At 73.5% G+C, this 17,569-nt stretch carries 14 protein-coding genes and 1 pseudogene; 14 read left to right on the forward strand and 1 reads right to left on the reverse strand.

What is annotated here, in order from left to right:
- Window positions 1-120: 120 nt before the first annotated feature.
- The 12 genes and pseudogenes from ACFVUH_RS09625 to ACFVUH_RS09680 all read left to right on the forward strand — a co-directional run bounded on the left by ACFVUH_RS09625 (window position 121) and on the right by ACFVUH_RS09680 (window position 13,799).
- Window positions 121-1,650 (forward strand): efflux RND transporter periplasmic adaptor subunit, encoded by a 1,530-nt coding sequence (locus ACFVUH_RS09625; RefSeq protein WP_387912200.1) that lies wholly within the window; start codon window positions 121-123, stop codon window positions 1,648-1,650.
- Complete coding sequence (locus ACFVUH_RS09630) at window positions 1,650-2,474, forward strand: ABC transporter ATP-binding protein (protein ID WP_387912202.1); 825 nt, start codon at window positions 1,650-1,652, stop codon at window positions 2,472-2,474. Before ACFVUH_RS09625 ends, ACFVUH_RS09630 begins: the two co-directional genes overlap by 1 nt.
- Entirely contained in the window at window positions 2,471-3,682 is a 1,212-nt protein-coding gene (locus ACFVUH_RS09635) for an ABC transporter permease (RefSeq protein WP_387912204.1), read from the forward strand. The genes ACFVUH_RS09630 and ACFVUH_RS09635 overlap by 4 nt, the downstream gene beginning before the upstream one ends.
- A gap of 16 nt (window positions 3,683-3,698) precedes the next feature.
- Window positions 3,699-4,298, forward strand: a complete 600-nt coding sequence (locus ACFVUH_RS09640; RefSeq protein ID WP_387912206.1) for a hypothetical protein — start codon at window positions 3,699-3,701, stop codon at window positions 4,296-4,298.
- 330 nt (window positions 4,299-4,628) lie between these two features.
- Window positions 4,629-5,155 (forward strand): annotated as a pseudogene (locus tag ACFVUH_RS09645) (RNA polymerase sigma factor).
- Window positions 5,156-5,204: 49 nt separating this feature from the next.
- Window positions 5,205-6,068, forward strand: coding sequence for an anti-sigma factor family protein (locus tag ACFVUH_RS09650; protein WP_387912208.1), 864 nt, complete (start codon window positions 5,205-5,207; stop codon window positions 6,066-6,068).
- A gap of 162 nt (window positions 6,069-6,230) precedes the next feature.
- On the forward strand, window positions 6,231-7,109 hold the full coding sequence (locus tag ACFVUH_RS09655) for an ABC transporter ATP-binding protein (RefSeq protein WP_387912209.1): 879 nt from the start codon (window positions 6,231-6,233) through the stop codon (window positions 7,107-7,109).
- Between the two features lie 17 nt (window positions 7,110-7,126).
- Window positions 7,127-8,722 carry an ABC transporter permease gene (locus ACFVUH_RS09660; protein WP_387912211.1) on the forward strand — a complete coding sequence of 532 codons (1,596 nt, stop codon included), beginning with the start codon at window positions 7,127-7,129 and terminating at the stop codon, window positions 8,720-8,722.
- A complete protein-coding gene (locus ACFVUH_RS09665; protein ID WP_387912212.1) occupies window positions 8,716-9,426 on the forward strand; it encodes a hypothetical protein in 711 nt (236 codons plus the stop codon). The genes ACFVUH_RS09660 and ACFVUH_RS09665 overlap by 7 nt, the downstream gene beginning before the upstream one ends.
- Window positions 9,427-9,703: 277 nt before the next feature.
- Window positions 9,704-10,462 carry a response regulator transcription factor gene (locus ACFVUH_RS09670; protein ID WP_355362342.1) on the forward strand — a complete coding sequence of 253 codons (759 nt, stop codon included), beginning with the start codon at window positions 9,704-9,706 and terminating at the stop codon, window positions 10,460-10,462.
- Between the two features lie 20 nt (window positions 10,463-10,482).
- On the forward strand, window positions 10,483-12,057 hold the full coding sequence (locus ACFVUH_RS09675) for a sensor histidine kinase (protein ID WP_387912213.1): 1,575 nt from the start codon (window positions 10,483-10,485) through the stop codon (window positions 12,055-12,057).
- A gap of 347 nt (window positions 12,058-12,404) precedes the next feature.
- Window positions 12,405-13,799, forward strand: coding sequence for an oxygenase MpaB family protein (locus ACFVUH_RS09680; protein ID WP_387912214.1), 1,395 nt, complete (start codon window positions 12,405-12,407; stop codon window positions 13,797-13,799).
- A gap of 6 nt (window positions 13,800-13,805) precedes the next feature.
- Here the strand turns inward: ACFVUH_RS09680 and ACFVUH_RS09685 are convergent, their stop codons facing one another.
- The gene (locus tag ACFVUH_RS09685) at window positions 13,806-14,615 is read right to left on the reverse strand and encodes a DUF4037 domain-containing protein (protein WP_387912215.1); all 810 of its coding nucleotides are present in this window, start codon (window positions 14,613-14,615) and stop codon (window positions 13,806-13,808) included.
- Window positions 14,616-14,963: 348 nt separating this feature from the next.
- Between ACFVUH_RS09685 and ACFVUH_RS09690 the strand changes: the two genes are divergently transcribed.
- Both ACFVUH_RS09690 and cydB read left to right on the forward strand, forming a co-directional pair.
- Window positions 14,964-16,508, forward strand: coding sequence for a cytochrome ubiquinol oxidase subunit I (locus ACFVUH_RS09690; RefSeq protein WP_387912216.1), 1,545 nt, complete (start codon window positions 14,964-14,966; stop codon window positions 16,506-16,508).
- A 31-nt stretch (window positions 16,509-16,539) separates the two neighbouring features.
- Window positions 16,540-17,565 carry a cytochrome d ubiquinol oxidase subunit II gene (gene cydB, locus ACFVUH_RS09695; RefSeq protein ID WP_355362331.1) on the forward strand — a complete coding sequence of 342 codons (1,026 nt, stop codon included), beginning with the start codon at window positions 16,540-16,542 and terminating at the stop codon, window positions 17,563-17,565.
- The last annotated feature ends 4 nt before the right edge of the window (window positions 17,566-17,569 follow it).

Here is a 17,569-nt window from a genome sequence, read left to right on the forward strand (position 1 = left end):
TGTCCGCCAAGCCGTCGGCCGGCGCTGGGCGGAGCGTGACCATATGCCCGGTTCGGCCGGTCAGCCACCTCCCAGCCGGTGTCCAGGACGGTGCAAGAGCGCCCCGGGAAGCTGTCCGCCATGAAGCTGTTCCCGCGACGGCGAGGTGCCGTCCTCGTCAACTCCGCGCTCGGCGTGGCCCTGCTCGGTGCCGCCGCCCTGGCGTACACCGTGCTGGACGACGGCACCGGCACGGCGGCCGCCAAGGCGCCGGCCCGGACGGCCACCGTCACCAAGGGCACGGTCCTGGCCACGGTGTCCGGAACCGGCACCCTGGCGTCGCCCACCGACGCGGCCCAGGACTTCACCACCGGCGGGCGGCTCACCGCCGTCGAGGTGGCCGTCGGTGACACGGTGACCAAGGGGCAGGTGCTCGCCACCGTCGACACCACCGCGGCGCAGCAGCAGGTGGACGGCGCGCAGGCCGCGTTGAACACCGCCACCGTCAACCTGGCCAAGGCGCGCGCGGGGGTCACCACGACCACCGTCCAGCAGCTGCCGGCCAGGGCCAACGGCTCGTCCGGCGCGTCGGGATCCTCCGGCGCGGGCGGGTCGAGCGGCCGCGGGGCGGACGGGAGCAGCGCGTCCGCCCCGCAGGCCGACCCGTCGTCGGCGACCGCTCCCTCCGCGACGGCCGACCCGTCCGCGCAGACCAGCCCGGCCGCGCGGGCCACCGTCCCGGCGGCGCCGACGACCAGCGTTCCCGAGCCGCAGACCACCACCGTCACCACCACCAAGGTCGACGACGCGGCGGTCGCCCAGGCCGAGCAGCAGCTCGCCACCGCGCAGACCAACCTCGCCAACGCCCAGGCGGCGCTGGCCGGCACCACGCTCACCGCCTCGGTGGACGGCACGGTCGCCTCGGTGGCGGGCCGGGTCGGCGACACCGTCGGATCGACCGGCGGCTCCTTGTCCTCCTCCGCGGGCACCAAGTCGTCCACGGGCGCCTCCGCCGCCCCCAGCGGCTTCATCGTGCTGACCAACCCGACCGGGATGCAGGTCACCGCCAACTTCTCCGAGCTGGACTCGCTCAAGCTGAAGAAGGGCGAGGCCGCCACCGTCACGCTGAACGCGCAGTCCGACAGTAAGTTCAACGCCTCCGTGCTGTCGGTCAGCCCGCTGCCGGTGAGCGGCTCCGGCGGGGGCTCGGCCGCCGTCCAGTACGCGGCGACGCTGCAGCTCTCCGGGGACACCGGCAAGCTGCGCACCGGTCTGAGCGCGACCGTCTCGGTGGTCACCGGCGAGGCGGACGACGCCCTGTCGCTGCCGACCGCCGCGCTGTCCGGCACCGGCGCGAGCCGGACCGCCACCGTGGTGCACCCGGACGGCAGCACCGAGCGGGTCACCGTCGAGGTGGGCGTCGAGGGCGACAGCACCGTGCAGGTGGTCTCCGGGCTGGCCGAGGGCGACAAGGTCGAACTGGCCTCCACCAGCGGCTCGAACGGCTTCCCCAACGGCTCCTTCCCGGGCGTGAACGGCGGCCAGGGCGGCAACGGCAGCCGGGGAGGCGGCGCGGGAAGCGGCGGCGCGGGGGTGGCCGGGATCGGCGGTGCTGTCGGCGCCGCCGGAGGTGCCGGTGGCACGGGCGCCGGCCGGGGCGGTGGCCGCTGATGCCCCACCGCCTCCCCTCGCGCGCCGACGCCCCCGCCCACCCGCACCCCGTCGCGCCGGTCCCGGTGATCCGGATCCGCCGCCTCACCAAGTCCTACGGCCACGGCGACGCCACCGTGCACGCGCTGCGCGGCCCCGACGACCCGGCCACCGGCGCCCCGCTGGGCGTCGACCTGGACGTCGAGCAGGGCGACTACGTCGCCGTGATGGGCAGCTCCGGCTCCGGCAAGTCCACCCTGATGAACATCCTCGGCTGCCTCGACGTGCCGACCTCCGGCCGCTACCTGCTGGACGGCATCGACGTCGGCCACCTGGACGAGCAGCAGCTCGCGCTGGTCCGCAACCGCAAGATCGGCTTCGTCTTCCAGTCCTTCAACCTCGTCCCCCGCACCACCGCGTTGGCCCAGGTGGAGCTGCCGCTCGCCTACGCGGGCGTGCGGGCCGCCGAGCGCCGCCGCCGGGCACGTGCCGCGCTCTCCCTGGTCGGCCTCGCCGAGCGCTCCGGGCACCGGCCCAACGAGCTCTCCGGCGGCCAGCAGCAGCGCGTCGCGGTGGCCCGGGCACTGGTCACCGCGCCCGCGATGCTGCTCGCCGACGAGCCCACCGGCAACCTGGACAGCCGCTCCACCGAGGAGGTGCTCGCGCTCGTCGACGGCCTCAACGCCACCGGCCGCACGGTCGTGCTGATCACCCACGAGGACGAGGTCGCCCGGCACGCCAAGCGGGTGCTGCGACTGGTCGACGGCGTGATCGTCGCCGACGTCCGGCAGGCCCCGGTGGACGGGCCGCCGCCCGCGCTGCTCCGGGCGGGGGTGCCGGCGTGATCCTCTGGCAGACGCTCCGCTTCGCCGCCGGCGGCCTGGCCGCCAACAAGGTGCGCTCCGCGCTCACCATGCTGGGGGTGCTGATCGGCGTGGCCTCGGTGATCCTGCTGCTGGCCGTCGGCAACGGCTCCTCGGTCGCGGTCAAGGAGTCGATCACCTCGCTCGGCACCAACGCGCTGACCGTGACCTCCGGGTCCGCCACCGGCGGCGCCCGCTCCGCCGGCACCGCCAGGAAGCTGACCGTCGCCGACGCCAGGGCACTGGCCACCGAGGCGGACGCCAAGGCCGTCCGGTCGGTGGCGCCGGTGGTGACGGCGAGCGGCACCGCGCTGTACGGGGACATCTCCTACAGCCCCGGCTCGATCGTCGGCACCTACCCGGCGTACTTCGAGACCGCCAACCAGCGGATCGAGCACGGCGAGTACTTCACCCAGGACGACGTGCTGGCCTCCCGCAAGGTGGCGGTGCTCGGGGCGACCACCGCCAAGCAGCTGTTCGCCGACACCGACCCGGTCGGCAGGTCGATCACCGTCGGCGGCACCCCGTTCACCGTGGTCGGCGTGCTGCGGGCCAAGGGCGGTACCGGCTTCACCGACCCGGACGACGTACTGATCGCCCCGCTGCCGACGGTGCAGAACGCCTTCACCGGCTTCGGCTCGGTCAACCAGATCCTGGTCCAGGCCGGTTCGGCGGACGACACGGCGGCGGCCCAGGCCGAGATCACCCGCGTCCTGCTCGGCGCGCACGCGATCACCGACCCGAGCCGGGCGGACTTCCGGATCAGCAGCCAGGCCTCGCTGCTCAGCACCCGCGAATCGACCACCAGGACCTTCACGGTGCTGCTCGGCGCGGTGGCCGCGATCTCGCTGCTGGTCGGCGGGATCGGCATCACCAACATCATGCTGGTCACGGTCACCGAGCGGACCAGGGAGATCGGCATCCGCAAGGCGCTGGGCGCCCCGCGCGGGGTGATCCTCGGGCAGTTCCTCACCGAGGCCACCCTGCTGTCGGTGGTCGGCGCCGGGCTGGGGGTGCTGGCCGGGATCGCCGGCGCGCACTTCAGGATCGTCGGCATCGAGCCGGTGGTGATCCCCGAGTCGGTGCTCGGGGCGTTCGGGATCGCCGTCGCCATCGGTCTGTTCTTCGGCAGCTACCCGGCCAACCGGGCCGCCTCGCTGCGCCCGATCGACGCCCTCCGCCACGAGTGAGCAAGGACCGCAGACCATGAGCAACGAGATCGAGCCGCGCACCCCCGCCGAGCAGGTCGCCCTGCTCTCCACCGCGCCGGACGCCCGGGACGTCACCGCCGAGCTGGCCGCACCGCCGCGCCGCCGGCTGCCGTGGCTGTCGCTCGCCCTGGCCGGGGCGGTGATCGCCACGGCGGCGTTCGCCGGCGGTGTCCGGTACCAGAAGGACAACGGCTCCGACCGTGCCGCCGGGTCCGGGCGGACCACCGCCTCCGGCGCGCAGCAGCCGCGGGCGGGCGCGTCCGGCTACCCGGGCAACGGCAACGGCACCCGCCGCAACGGCCAGGGCGGTCAAGGCGGTCAGAACGGCACCCGGGGCACGGTCAAGGCCGTGGACGGCACCACCGTCTACCTCACCGACACCAACGGCAACACGATCAAGGTGACCACCGGGGACGGCACCAAGGTGCAGCTCAACAAGGAGGGCAAGGTCGCCGACCTGCAGCCCGGCCAGAGCGTCACCGTGATGGGCACCCCCTCCGGCGACGGCGGCTACGCCGCGACCCAGCTCGTCGAGGGCGCCACCGGCTTCGGCCCCGGCCCGTCCGCCCCCTCCCGCCCCGCCTCCACCGGCTGACCCGGCCGAAAAGCTGCCACTCCCCGTTTCGGGTGATCGAATTCCGCTTCCGGAATTCGCCCGAGGTGGAATGCGATCAAGGCCGGTTCCCGGAACGGAAAATTCCGGGAACCGGCCTCGCTCATTTTCCGGGCCGGTGGACGAAGGCCGCGCCCGTCACACCGGTCCCGCTCCGACCGGATGATCGGGTACTTCATCAGCTCGGTCCGGCACACCGGCCCTCCTCGGGGGACGGGTGAAGTTTCTCGGTCCGGAGTGAACCGGGGGAGCCGGTGGTTGCGATCAGGGGGTGTGGCGATCGAGAAGGACCGGGCGGACCGCGGGCACGCGGTGCTCTTATGTGCGGTGGCGGAGGGCGACGTGGAGGCGTTCGAGCAGCTCTACCGCCACTACGCCCCTTGGCTGGCGGCTCGGCTGGGCCGCCGCTGTCCGGACCCGGCGCAGGTGGACGACGTCATCCAGGAGGCGTCCTCAGCGTGTGGCGCGGCGCCGGCCGGTACCGGCCGCAGGAGGACGCCGAGGTGGCGGGCTGGCTCTGGCGCATCTGCGCCCGTCGCCTGGTGGACTCGGCGCGCAGCCACGGGGCGCGGCAGCGGCTGCACGCACTGCTGGAGAGGTTCCGCGGCCGGGACGAGCGCTGGGCGTCCGCCGAGGAGGTCGTGCTGGCGGACCTGGCCCACGGCGATGTCGGTGACGCACTGGACCGCTTGCCGTCCGACCTCCGCGAGGTGCTCGCGGCGACGGTCCTGGACGGACTGACCACCAGGGAGGCCTCGGCTCTGCTGCGCATCCCCGAGGGAACGGTCAAGACCCGGGCCCGCCGGGCCCGGCGCAGGCTCCTGGAGGAACTCGCATGAGGACGGCCGGCCGAGGAGCAGGACGGCCGAGGGAACGGAGGGAACCGGGATGGGACCGGTCGTGACCGGGCACGAGGAACCGCACCCCGCGGCGGCTCTGATCGGGGCCTACGGCCTGGGCACACTGTCGACGCCGCGGGTACCGGAGGTCGAACGCCACCTCGATCGCTGCGCCGACTGCCGACGGCTGCTCGCCGTCGGTCCGCGGAGCGTCCGGGTGGAACGCGGCTGGAGCCGGTTGGCCGAGGCCATCGACGTGCCGGAGCGCGGCCCGGCCGAGCGCATGCTGCTGCGTCTGGGGGTGCCCGAGCACGTGGCCCGGCTGGCCATGGCGACACCGCTGCTGCGGCGTTCGTGGCTGATCGCCTCGGCGGTCACGCTGCTCTTCACCGTCGTGGCCGCGCGGCTGGCGCCGGATTCCTCCGGTCCGATCCTGCTCACCACGGCTCCGCTCATCCCGCTGGCCGGAGTGGCGCTCTCGTACGGTCCCGCGCTCGACCCGATGTACGAGCTGGGGCTGGTCATGCCGATGCACAGTCTGCGGCTGATCCTCTACCGCAGCGCCACGGTGCTCGTCGCGGCCGGGGCGCTCAGCAGCCTGGTGACGCTGGCCCTCCCCCGGCAGGGGATCGCCATGTTCGGCTGGCTGGTTCCCGCCCTGGCGGTGACACTGGCGGCCCTCGCTCTCTCCGCCCACCTTGACGCCGCCACGGCGGCCCGGGTGACCGGCCTCTGCTGGGCGGTGGTGGCGCTGTCCACCAGCCGCCACGGCGGCGGCCGTTCCGCGTTGCTGACCACCGCCGGGCAGGCGGTCCTACTCGCGCTGGCGGTGGCCGCGGCGGCCTACATCGCTGTTCAACGGGACCGCTTCGAGCGGGCATCGCGGTGGCACACCCGGCGCCTCGTCCCGTGACGTACAGCCGCTGACCCCGTCCCGATCCGTTCGACCCGTCCACCCCGGCCACCCCGGCCACCCCGTCCGCCACACCGACCCGCCCGGCCCCCAGCCCCTTGCCCAGTCACCACTGCCGGGTCCGCGACCCCCAACCGAAGAACCCGAACCGAAGGGAATCCGATGTCCGAGCAGCGCAGTCCGGTGGACGTCCGGGACGTCTCCGTGAGCTACCGGGGCCGCCCGGTGCTCGACCGGGCCACGTTCCGGCTCCAGCCCGGTGTGACCGGGCTGTTGGGGCCGAACGGAGCCGGCAAGACCACCCTGCTCCGGGTGCTGGCCACGGCAACCAGGCCCGACCGCGGCGACCTCACGCTCCTCGGGCACGACCCCCGCGATGCCCAGGAGACGGTCGCGATCCGGCGGCGGCTCGGCTACCTTCCGCAAGATCCCGGCTTCCACCCGAACTTCACGGCGTTCGACTTCATCGACTACGTCGCGATCCTCAAGGAACTGACCGACCGCAAGGCCCGGCGGGCCGAGGCCCTGCGGGTCCTGGAGGCGGTCGGACTGGCCGATCACCGGAGCAAGAAGATCAAGGCGCTCTCCGGCGGCATGCGGCAGCGGGTGGCGCTCGCCGCCGCCATCGTCGGCGACCCCGACCTGCTGATTCTCGACGAGCCGACCGTCGGTCTGGACCCCGAACAGCGGCTGAGGTTCCGCGAACTGATCGCCGGTCTGGGCGAGGGGCGCACGGTGCTCCTGTCGACGCACCAGACCGAGGACGTCTTGGCGCTCTGCCAGCGGGTGATCGTGCTGGACCGGGGCGTGGTGAAGTTCCAGGGCCTGCCGTCCGAACTGGTCGCGGTGGCCGCGAACCGGGTCTGGTCCAGCACGGAGCGGGATGACACGGCGCTGGCCGGCTGGCGTACGGGGGAGGGGACGTTCCGGAACATCGGCAACCCTCCGGCCGGCGCCGCACTCACGGCGCCGACACTCGAGGACGGCTACCTGCTGCTGCTCGACGGCCTGGTCGCGGCGGACCAGGGGGTGCTGCGATGACGGCCGGGACGGGGACCGTGTCCAGGCCGCGCAGCGGCAGTCCGGTACCCGCCGCGGTCGGCCGCCGCGGCAGGGCCGCGGTGGCGGCACTGGCCGGGGTCGAGGCGGTCCGGCTCCTGCGCCACCCGGCGGTGCTGGCCGGACTCGCCCTCTACGCGGGATTCTGGGGCTACGACCTGGTGACCGGGGACGCCGGCAACCGCTTCCCGGTGCTGCAGGAGTCGTCCTGGTCGATCCATCCGCCCTTGCTGCTGCTGGCCGCCGGGGTCCTGCTGGCCGCGAACCAGAGCGCACTGCGTTCGCACCGGAACTCCACCGAGCCGGTCTACGAGGTGCTGGTGGTGGACCGGGCCGGCCGGGTCTGCGCGCATCTGCTCGCGACGGTGCCGGTGGTTCTCCTCGCCGCGCTCCTCACCGCGGTGCGGATCGGCTACCTGGCAGCCCGCCCGGGAGCCGCCGGCGAGGTGGGGATCCTCGACGTGCTGGCGGGGCCGGCCTGCGTGCTGCTGGCCGCGGTCCTCGGAGTGCTGCTGGCCGTGGTCGCCACCGCACCCGCCATCGCGCCGCTGGCCCTGGTCGGGCTCGGTGTGCTGACCTTCGCCGGCGCGGTGAACAGCACCGCCGACTGGCGCTGGCTCGGGCTGCTCGCGGTGGAGAACGAGAACGCGGCGCCGCTGCCGGTGGGGCTGGTGGCCCGCCCCGCCGGTTCCCACCTCCTCTGGTTGATCGCGCTGGCCGTGGTGTGCGCGGGGGTCGCCGTGATCCGGTCGGGAGCGCGGGGCGTCGGTTGGAAGGCCGTGGGAGCGCTGGCACTGGTGGCCGCCCTGGTCGGGGGGTTCCTGCAACTGCGCACGGTGGCACCGGAGGTCGACCGGCGCCGGACGGAGGCCACCGAACGGCCGGCCGCCCAGCAGACCTGCGTGACCCGTGAGGGCGTCGCCTACTGCGCGTTCCCCGGTTTCGAGGGGTGGACCGGAGAATGGGCCGCGGTGGTCGAGGGGGTGCTGCGCCACGTGCCCCAGGAGACGGCCAAGGGTCCGTTCGCCGTTCGGCAGCGGATCTTCCCCGCAGGTGGCAACGGCGGCAGCGGTGTCGCACCCCCTCTGGAGTCGTGGGCACGGGACGATGCCGCCGCGGGTACACCCGGGGCGGTCACGGTCGGAACGGACTGGAGCGAGGGCGCGGCCGGCGGGGACCGGCGGAGCGACGCGGTCGCCGGCTTCGCACTGCAGTTCGCCCATCGGGCGGTCACCGGCCGTTCGGCGGACCGGCCGCGCCTGGAGATGGTCTGCGGAGCCCGCTCCGTCCTGGTGCTGTGGTTGGCCGCGGAGGCCACCGAGGGAACCGGGGACGCCCTACGGTCGCTGCGCACCCGGACCTGGGGCGGAATCAGCATGCCGCTGCTCGGCTCGGCCACCGGACTCTCCTTCGAACCGCGGGGGGCCACCGCCGCGTTCGGGCTGATCGACCACCCGGTCGAGCAGACGGCGGCCAAGGTGGTCGAGCACTGGGCCGAGCTCACGGCCCCGGGCACCTCGGTGACGCGGGCCGCCGAGTTGCTCGGCGCTCCGGTCCCGGCGGAGGACGGCGCCGACGCGGTGGCGGGATGCTGAGTGGTGCCGGGCGCCGGCCGAGGGGCACCCGGCCGGCGTTCGCCCTGGTGGGCCCCGCGCTGCGGCTCGCGCCCTGGCTCCCGATGCTGGCGGGCTCGGCCGTCGCACTGCTGGCCGCCGGGGTGCCCGTCCTGCTGCACAGCGACCTCGAACTCTCGGACGCGGCCCTGCTGACCCGGCTGGGCGCGGTCACCACCGCGCTCGCCGTCGGTTTCGCCCTGGACGACGCCGCAGCCCGGACGACGGCGGTCCTGCCGCTGCCGAGGCGGCTCCAGCGGTTCGTGCGGCTGCTGCCGGTGCTGGTCATCGGGGCGGCGGCCTGGGTGGGTGTCGCCGCGATCGCGCGGCAGGCGGTGGCGGCCGAGGCGAGGCCGCTCTTCCCTTGGGGCGGGCTGGCGCTGGAGGCGGCCGCGCTGGCGGCCACGTCCTTGGCTCTGGCTCTGGTGGGCCTGCGCTTCACGGCGGGCGAGCACGGCGCGATGACCGCGGCGCCCGGTCTGCTGCTGCTGGTGATCACCACAGCCCTGCTGCCCGAGTGGGCGGCGCTGTTCGTCTCCCCCGGACATCCGCACTGGCAGTCGGCGCACCGGGCCTGGGCGGTGGTGCTGTTGCTCGCGGGGACGGTGGCGGTGGCTGGGCTGCCGACCGGTGGCGGGACCGCCGGCCGCGGCCTCCTGGTACGGCGCCGGAGCACGGACCACTAGCGTCCGCGGGACGTGAGGCGGGTGGAGCGGGGCACCGGGCCGGGCGGTGTCCCGCTCCGCCGTTCCGGGGTCGCGGTGGTCCGGGGTGGAGGCCGTGCGCACACCATCCAGCCCCGCCCTGCGGGACTGGGCACCGGAAACCGCCCGATAAGGTGTTAATCCAACATTCATCGATGGCCCATAGCCTCCCCGGGCTAGCCTCGAGCTGAACGCCATCGTCCGACCGGGAGGCGGAACCCCCGTGCAAGGCACTGTGTCGACACCAGGAACTCCGGCGGTGAACAGCGGCGGCGGCCAGGGGGAGGCCTACCTCCTCGTCGTCGACGACGAACCGAACATCCGCGAGCTGCTGTCCGCCTCGCTGCGCTTCTCCGGCTTCCGGGTGGCGTCGGCCGCGACCGGTGCCGAGGCGCTGCGGCTGGTCGCCGCGGACCGTCCGGACCTGGTCGTGCTCGACGTGATGCTGCCCGACCTCGACGGTTTCACCGTCGTCGAGCGGCTGCGCGAGCAGACCAGCCGCGGCCTCATCGCCGGACCCGCCCACGGCCACCCCGGCGACCACCTGCCGGTGCTCCTCCTCACCGCCAAGGACGGCGTCGGGGACAAGGTGCAGGGCCTCGCCGCCGGGGCCGACGACTACGTGACCAAGCCGTTCAGCCTGGAGGAGCTGATCGCCCGGATCCGCGCCATCCTGCGCCGCTCCGGCGGACCGGCCGAGGACGGCCGGCTGATGGTCGCCGACCTCGTCCTCGACCCGATAGCCCACGAGGTCACCCGCGGCGGCGGTGTCGTCGCGCTCTCCCCGACCGAGTTCAAGCTGCTGCACTACCTGATGGCCAACGTCGGCCGGGTGGTCTCCAAGGCGCAGATCCTCGACCACGTCTGGGCCTACGACTTCGGCGGCGACCTGTCCATCGTCGAGTCCTACATCTCCTACCTGCGCCGCAAGCTCGACTCCGGTCCGGCCCACGGGCCCAAGCTGATCCACACCGTGCGCGGCATCGGCTACGCCCTGCGCCGCCCGCCGCAGGGTTGAGCGGTACGGAGCCGTCCGCCGTGGAGCCGACGGAGCTGCCCCCGGTGGGGCCGGGCACCACGGCGGCGTCGGACCCCGCCCCGCGGCGCCGCCGCGGGCGGCTGTCGCTGCGCGCCCGGCTGCTGGTGCTCGCGCTCGTGCTGGTCACCACCGGGCTGGTGGTCAGCGACGCCGTGGTGGTCGGCACCGTCCGGCACCAGCTGGTGCAGCGGCTCGACGAACAGCTGGAGCGCTTCGGCGAGCCGCTCGCCCGCCGGGCCCCGTCCCGGCTCAACTGGCCGGACGCCAAGCAGCAGCCGCCGTCCCTGGGCGGCAAGCGCGGCACCTCCCAGTACCTGGCCGCGCTGCCCAGCCAGTACCTGGTCCAGTACCTGTCCGCCGACGGCAAGGTGCAGTTCGCGGTGCGCCAGCCGGTCTCCGAGAACGACCCGGCGCCGCAGCTGGCCGGCTTCGACCCGGCCAAGGTCGGCTCCGACACCCCCTTCGACCTGCCCGACCAGCGCGGCGGCCGGTACCGCTGGCGGGTGTTGGTGCTGCCGGTCCAGCGGCAGAACGCCCCGGCCAGCGTCTTCGCCGCGCCCACGCCGAACTCCGCGTACGTGATGGTCGCCGTCTCCCGGGAGGACGTCGACGGCACCGTCGCCCGGCTGCGCACCGCCTTCCTCGGCATCGGCGGCGCCGTCCTGGTGCTGATCGCCGCGCTCGGCTTCTTCGCGGTGCGGGCCGGGCTGAGGCCGCTGCGCCGGATCGAGGAGGGCGCCCAGCGGATCGCGGCCGGCGAGCTCTCGCACCGGATGCCCGTCCTGCCGCCGCACACCGAGGTCGGCCGCCTCTCCATCGCGCTGAACGGCATGCTGGCGCAGATCGAGTCCGCGTTCGCCGCCCGCGCGGAGTCCGAGGCCCGGATGCGGCGGTTCGTCGCGGACGCCTCGCACGAGCTGCGCACCCCGCTGGCCGGCATCCGCGGCTTCGCCGAGCTGTACCGGATGGGCGCCCTGCCGTCCGAGGCCGACGTGGCGCGCACCATGGACCGGATCGAGAACGAGGCGGTGCGGATGGGTGCCCTGGTCGAGGACCTGCTGGTGCTCGCCCGGCTCGACGAGGAACGCCCGCTCGACCTCGCCCCGATGGACCTGCGCACGCTCGCCGCCGACGCCCTGCACGACCTCACCGCGCTCGACCCGAGCCGCTCGGTCGCGCTCACCGGCCCGGGCGGCAGCGGCCCGCCGGGGCCCGCGCCGGTGCTCGGCGACGAGGCGCGGCTGCGCCAGGTGGTCACCAACCTGGTCGGCAACGCGGTCAAGCACACCCCGCCCGGCACCCCGGTGCGGATCGGCGTGGGCACCGACGGCGGCCAGTGCCTCCTGGAGGTCGCCGACTCCGGCCCCGGCCTCACCGCCGACCAGGCCGCCCTGGTCTTCCACCGCTTCTACCGCGTCGACGCCTCCCGCAGCCGCAACGACCGCCGCGGCGGCGCCGGCCTCGGCCTCGCCATCGCCACCGCCCTCACCCACGCCCACGGTGGCGCCCTCACCCTCCACACCGCCCCGGGCACCGGCGCCACCTTCCGCCTGGAGCTCCCCCACCAGCGCTGAAACCGCCAGACCGAGTGAACCCCGCCCGTTCACCGCCGCCATCGGCCGACGGCGTGTGAGGCTGCGGCCGTGGCTTGTGCGGGACCGTGCGGACCGATCGCACCGGACGGGAACGAGGGGTGTCTCAATGGTCGCGCTCGTAGCCGAGGAGACCGTCGTGGATCTGGAGGATCACATCGCCGCCGCCGCGCTGCGCCTGGACGCGGCCGACCTGGTGGACCTCGCAGAAATGACAGCAGCTGCTAAGTAGCACTGTCTGACCAATCCAGCGTCTGGTTTCCGCGCCGGACGGCCGGGAAGGGCCCCGCCCGTACGCGAAGGTCCCGCAACTCCCAGGAGATTCCCGGATGGCAGCGTCAGCAGCGTCGGCACCCTCGGCGGCACGTTCCGAGGTGTCCTTCCGCCGGGACCTCTCGGAGTGGCGGATCGTGCTCGTCGCCTGGCGGCTGCTGGTGCTCCAGGCCTCCCATCCGGTGGTCGCGGCCGGGATGGAGGAGCACTCCACCTACCGCGGCCACCCCTGGCGCCGGATCGAGCACACCCTCGGCAGCGGGCGCCGGCTCTTCCAGGCCGACCAGGAGCAGCTCTGGCGCGAGGTCCAGCGGCTCGACCGGGCGCACCGGCGGATCCGCGGCACCACCGAGGACGGCCGGGCGTACGACGCCCAGGACCCGGCCACCCGGGCCTGGGTGCTGCTCACCCTCTTCGAAGCCGTCGCCGCCATGCGGGAGTTGAGCGGCGATCCGTACACGCCGGACGAACTGGAGGAGCTGTACCGGGAGTTCGCCGAGATCGCGGCGGTGTTCGGGCTGCCCGCCGGGGAGTTGCCCGCCACCGCCGCCGAGCTGCCCGGCTACCTGCGGCGGACGACCGTCGAGCGGCTGGAGTTCACCGGGGCGGCGCGGCACCTGCTGTACGACATGCTGCACGAGGCGCCCTGCCCGCGCCGGCTGCGCTTCCTCGGGCCGGTGGGCTGGCGGGTGCTGCGGTCGCTGGTGGCCCGGGTGGCCACCGAGCTGACCGTCGCGGACCTCCCGGCGGTCTACCGGGAGCGGTTCGGCCTGGTCCGCACCCGCCGCGGGGCGCTGCTGTCCGGGCTGCTGCACCGGGGAGGCCGGGCGGTGCTGACCGGGCTGCCGGACCGCTACCGCTACCGCGGCCCGGGCGTGCGCCCGCCCTCCCGGCCCCGCCGGATGCCGCGCCAGGACACCCGGCCGCCCCGGCTGGAACGCTTCTTCCGGGAGGTCCTCGACCAGACCGGAGACGGCTTGCTCACCGTCCGCGACCTGCAGGCGATGGCGCACAACGTCTGCTGGCAGCTGGAGCTCCCCGAGGAGGGCGAGGCCCGGGTGTACGCCGCGTTCGAGGCGTGGTGGGAGCAGCTGCGGGCGAGCATGGACACCGACGGCGACGGCCGGATCAGCCGGGACGAGTACGTCGCCGCGACGCTGGCCGGCTGCGACCGGGACCCGGCCTACCTGGAGGGCGGCCTGCTGCCCGCGCTGCGCGCCGTCTTCGCGGCGGCCGACACCGACGGGGACGGCCTGCTGGACTTCGCCGAGTACCGGGTGCTGTTCGACGGCCGCCGGGTGCACCCGGCCGAACTCTCGCACGGCTTCCGCCGCCTGGACACCGACGGCGACGGCGTCATCACCGTGGCCGAGTTCCTGCGCGGCTTCGTCGACTTCTTCACCGCCCGCGCCCCCTCCGCCCCCGGCACCCAACTCCTCGGCCGGGCATAGACGTGCTCAGCCGGCCCGCAGCGCGGCCTCGGTGTCGGCGACCAGGGCGCGGGCGGCGGTCACGGTGGCGGTGAGCGCCGCCGGTCCGTCGCCCGGGGCGGCGAGCAGGGCGCGGGCGCGCGGGCCGAAGCCGTCGGGGGCGGCGGGCAGCGACTCGGCGACGGCGAGGGCGCCCTTCTCGTTGAGGCACCAGCGGCGGTCGGCCGCGAACAGCGCCTGCACCAGGATGCCGACGGCGCGGGAGAGGCAGAGCGCGACGTACAGGGTGTCGCCGCGGGCCGCGCCCTTGGCGGCGCCGTCGAGCAGGAACCCGGCCTCCCACGTGCTCCCGGTCAGGGCGGCCCGCAGCGGTTCCGGGTACGGCGCGTACGCGGAGCGGCGCTCCGTCAGCGCGCCGGACGGGTCGGCGAGGACCTGGCCGAGCGCCAACTCCCCGACGTAGCAGGGCGACCAGAAGCCGAGCGGGTGGCCGGCCTGGACGCCCACCTCGTAGCGGCCGACCAGGCAGTCGGCCCGGACCCGGTCGACCCGGTCGAGGTCGCGCAGGATCCAGTCCACCCGGCCGAGGCCCTCGACGGTGAGCCAGGCGCCGCCGTCCACCCACGGCCCCCAGCCGCCCGGTCCGGTCACCTCGACGCCCGGGCCGGCCAGCGCGCGCAGCGCGTCGAGGTCGGGGGCGCCGCGGTAGTAGAGACCGAGGTCCCAGTCCGACTCCGGCCGGTGCTCGCCCCGGGCCCGGCTGCCGCCGAGCATGACGCCCACCACCCCCGGCACGGAGGCCAGCCGCCCGGCCATCGCTTCGACGATCGTCTGCACGGGCCGAGTCTGGCACGGCCTCGGGGGAGGGGGCCCGAATAGGCCGAATGGGCCGCCTTGGAGGATCCGGCGGCTGTCAATGTACGGATCGTCCAGATTTTCCGCGGCGCGCGCCCGGGCGCTCGTTGTGGTCCGACGGCCCCCTTCGCAGACTGTGCGCACGGCATCGCTGCCGGTCAAACCCCACCCCGCCGGTGAATCGCCTGTAAGAGTGATGGATACTGATGCTTGTGAACGTGTTCACGTTCACAAGCGGACAAGCTTGCGCGCTTGAGCAGCGGTCTCCGGCTATAGATGAAGTTTGTCCTGAAATATGACCTCGACAGGGTCGGTTGGAGAGAGGGCGACGTGGAACTGGCAATCGCTCACGAGACCATCGCGCGATGGCAATTCGGCATCACCACCGTCTACCACTTCCTCTTCGTCCCGCTCACCATCAGCCTCGCGGCGATCGTCGCCGGGCTGGAGACCGCGTGGGTGCGGACGGACAAGGAGAAGTACTTCCACGCCACCAAGTTCTGGGGCAAGCTCTTCCTGATCAACATCGCGATGGGCGTGGTCACCGGCATCGTCCAGGAGTTCCAGTTCGGCATGAACTGGTCCGACTACTCCCGCTTCGTCGGCGACGTCTTCGGCGCCCCGCTCGCGATGGAGGCGCTGATCGCCTTCTTCTTCGAGTCGACCTTCATCGGCCTGTGGATCTTCGGCTGGGACAAGCTGCCGAGGAAGCTGCACTGCGCCTGCATCTGGATGGTCGCGCTCGGCACCGTGCTCTCCGCCTACTTCATCCTGGCGGCCAACTCCTGGATGCAGCACCCGGTCGGCTACGCGATCGACCCGGTCACCGGGAAGGCCCAGCTCAACGACATCGCGCGGGTGCTGTTCCAGGACACCACCGTCACCGTCGTCCTGCACACCCTGACCGCGGCCTTCCTCACCGGTGCGGCGTTCGTGGTCGGCATCGCCTCCTTCCACCTCTGGAAGGCCAAGCGCAAGCCGGAGGGCGCCAACCCCAAGCGGGTCGCCGCGATGCGCACCTCGCTGCGCATCGGCCTGGTGCTCGCCGTCGTCGCCGGCCTCGGCACCGCGCTCAGCGGCGACCAGCTGGCCAAGGTCATGTTCCGCCAGCAGCCGATGAAGATGGCCGCCGCCGAGGCGCTCTGGGACACCAAGGCCCCCGCGCCGTTCTCGATCTTCGCGGTCGGCGACGTCAGCAAGGGCCACAACTCGGTCGAGCTGGAGATCCCCGCGGCGCTGTCCTTCCTCGCCAACAGCGACTTCAGCTCCTCCGTCCCCGGCATCAACGACACCGCCGCCGCCGAGGCCGCCAAGTACGGCGGCGACCCCAAGGACTACATCCCCAGCATCTTCGTCACCTACTGGGGCTTCCGCCTCATGATCGGCTTCGGGATGACCTCCTTCGTGGCCGGCCTGATCGGACTCTGGACCACCCGGAAGAAGCGCTTCCTGGCACCGGAGTTCCGCACCGGCGACGACGAGGTGCCGCGCCTGATGCTCACCCCGACGAAGGAGCTCGGCCCGTTCCTCACCAAGTGGAGCTGGCGGATCGGCATCCTCACCATGGGCTTCCCGCTGATCGCCAACAGCTTCGGCTGGATCTTCACCGAGATGGGCCGCCAGCCCTGGGCCGTCTTCGGACTGATGACCACCGCCAGCGCCGTGTCGCCGAACGTCAGCATCGGCACCCAGATCGGCGCGCTGACCACCTTCACCGCGCTGTACGCGATCCTCGCCGTCATCGAGGTCAAGCTGCTGGTCAAGTACGCCAAGGCGGGCCCGGCCACCGACGAGCAGCCGCCCGCCAAGGACCCGTCCCTGCGCGGCCCGGCCGCCGAGGACGACGCCGACAAGCCGCTCGCCTTCGCCTACTGAGGCCCCCGAGGATCGATAGGACCGACACACCATGGAACTTCACGACGTCTGGTTCGTCCTGATCGCCGTCCTCTGGATCGGCTACTTCTTCCTGGAGGGCTTCGACTTCGGCATCGGCATCCTGACCAAGACGCTGGCCAGGAACACCACCGAGCGGCGGGTGCTGATCAACACCATCGGCCCGGTCTGGGACGGCAACGAGGTCTGGCTGCTGACCGCCGGCGGCGCCACCTTCGCGGCCTTCCCGGACTGGTACGCCACCCTGTTCAGCGGCTTCTACATCCCGCTGCTGATCATCCTGGTCTGCCTGATCGTGCGCGGCGTCGCCTTCGAGTACCGGGCCAAGCGGCCCGAGCCGCGCTGGCAGCGCAACTGGGAGGAGGCGATCTTCTGGACCTCGCTGATCCCGTCCTTCCTCTGGGGCGTCGCCTTCGCCAACATCGTGCGCGGCGTCGACATCGACGCGCAGAAGAACTTCGTCGGCGGCTTCTGGGACCTGCTCAACCCGTACGCGCTGCTCGGCGGCCTGGTGACGCTCGCCCTGTTCGTCTTCCACGGCTCGGTGTTCGCCGCGCTCAAGACGGTCGGCGAGATCCGCGACCGGGCCCGGGCCACCGCCCTGCGCACCGGCCTGGCGACGGCGGCACTGGCCGCGGCCTTCCTGATCTGGACCCAGGCCGACCACGGCAACGGCTGGAGCCTCGCCGCCCTGGTGATCGCGGTGCTCGCGCTGGTCGGCGCGCTCGCCGCCAACCAGGTGGCCCGCGAGGGCTGGGCGTTCGTCCTGTCGGGCGTGACGATCGTGGCCGCCGTGGCCATGCTCTTCCTCTCGCTCTTCCCCGACGTCATGCCGTCCACGCTCAACCCGGACTGGAGCCTGACCGTGAGCAACGCGGCCTCCTCGCCCTACACGCTCAAGCTGATGACCATCGTGGCGGTGATCTTCACCCCGCTCGTGCTGCTCTACCAGGGCTGGACGTACTGGGTGTTCCGCAAGCGGATCGGTGTCCAGCACATCCCCGGGCACGACCCGGCCGCCGCCCTCGACCAGGCCTGACGCC

It is taken from the genome of Kitasatospora sp. NPDC058032 (assembly GCF_042885845.1).
In the GTDB taxonomy this organism is placed as follows: Bacteria; Actinomycetota; Actinomycetes; order Streptomycetales; family Streptomycetaceae; genus Kitasatospora.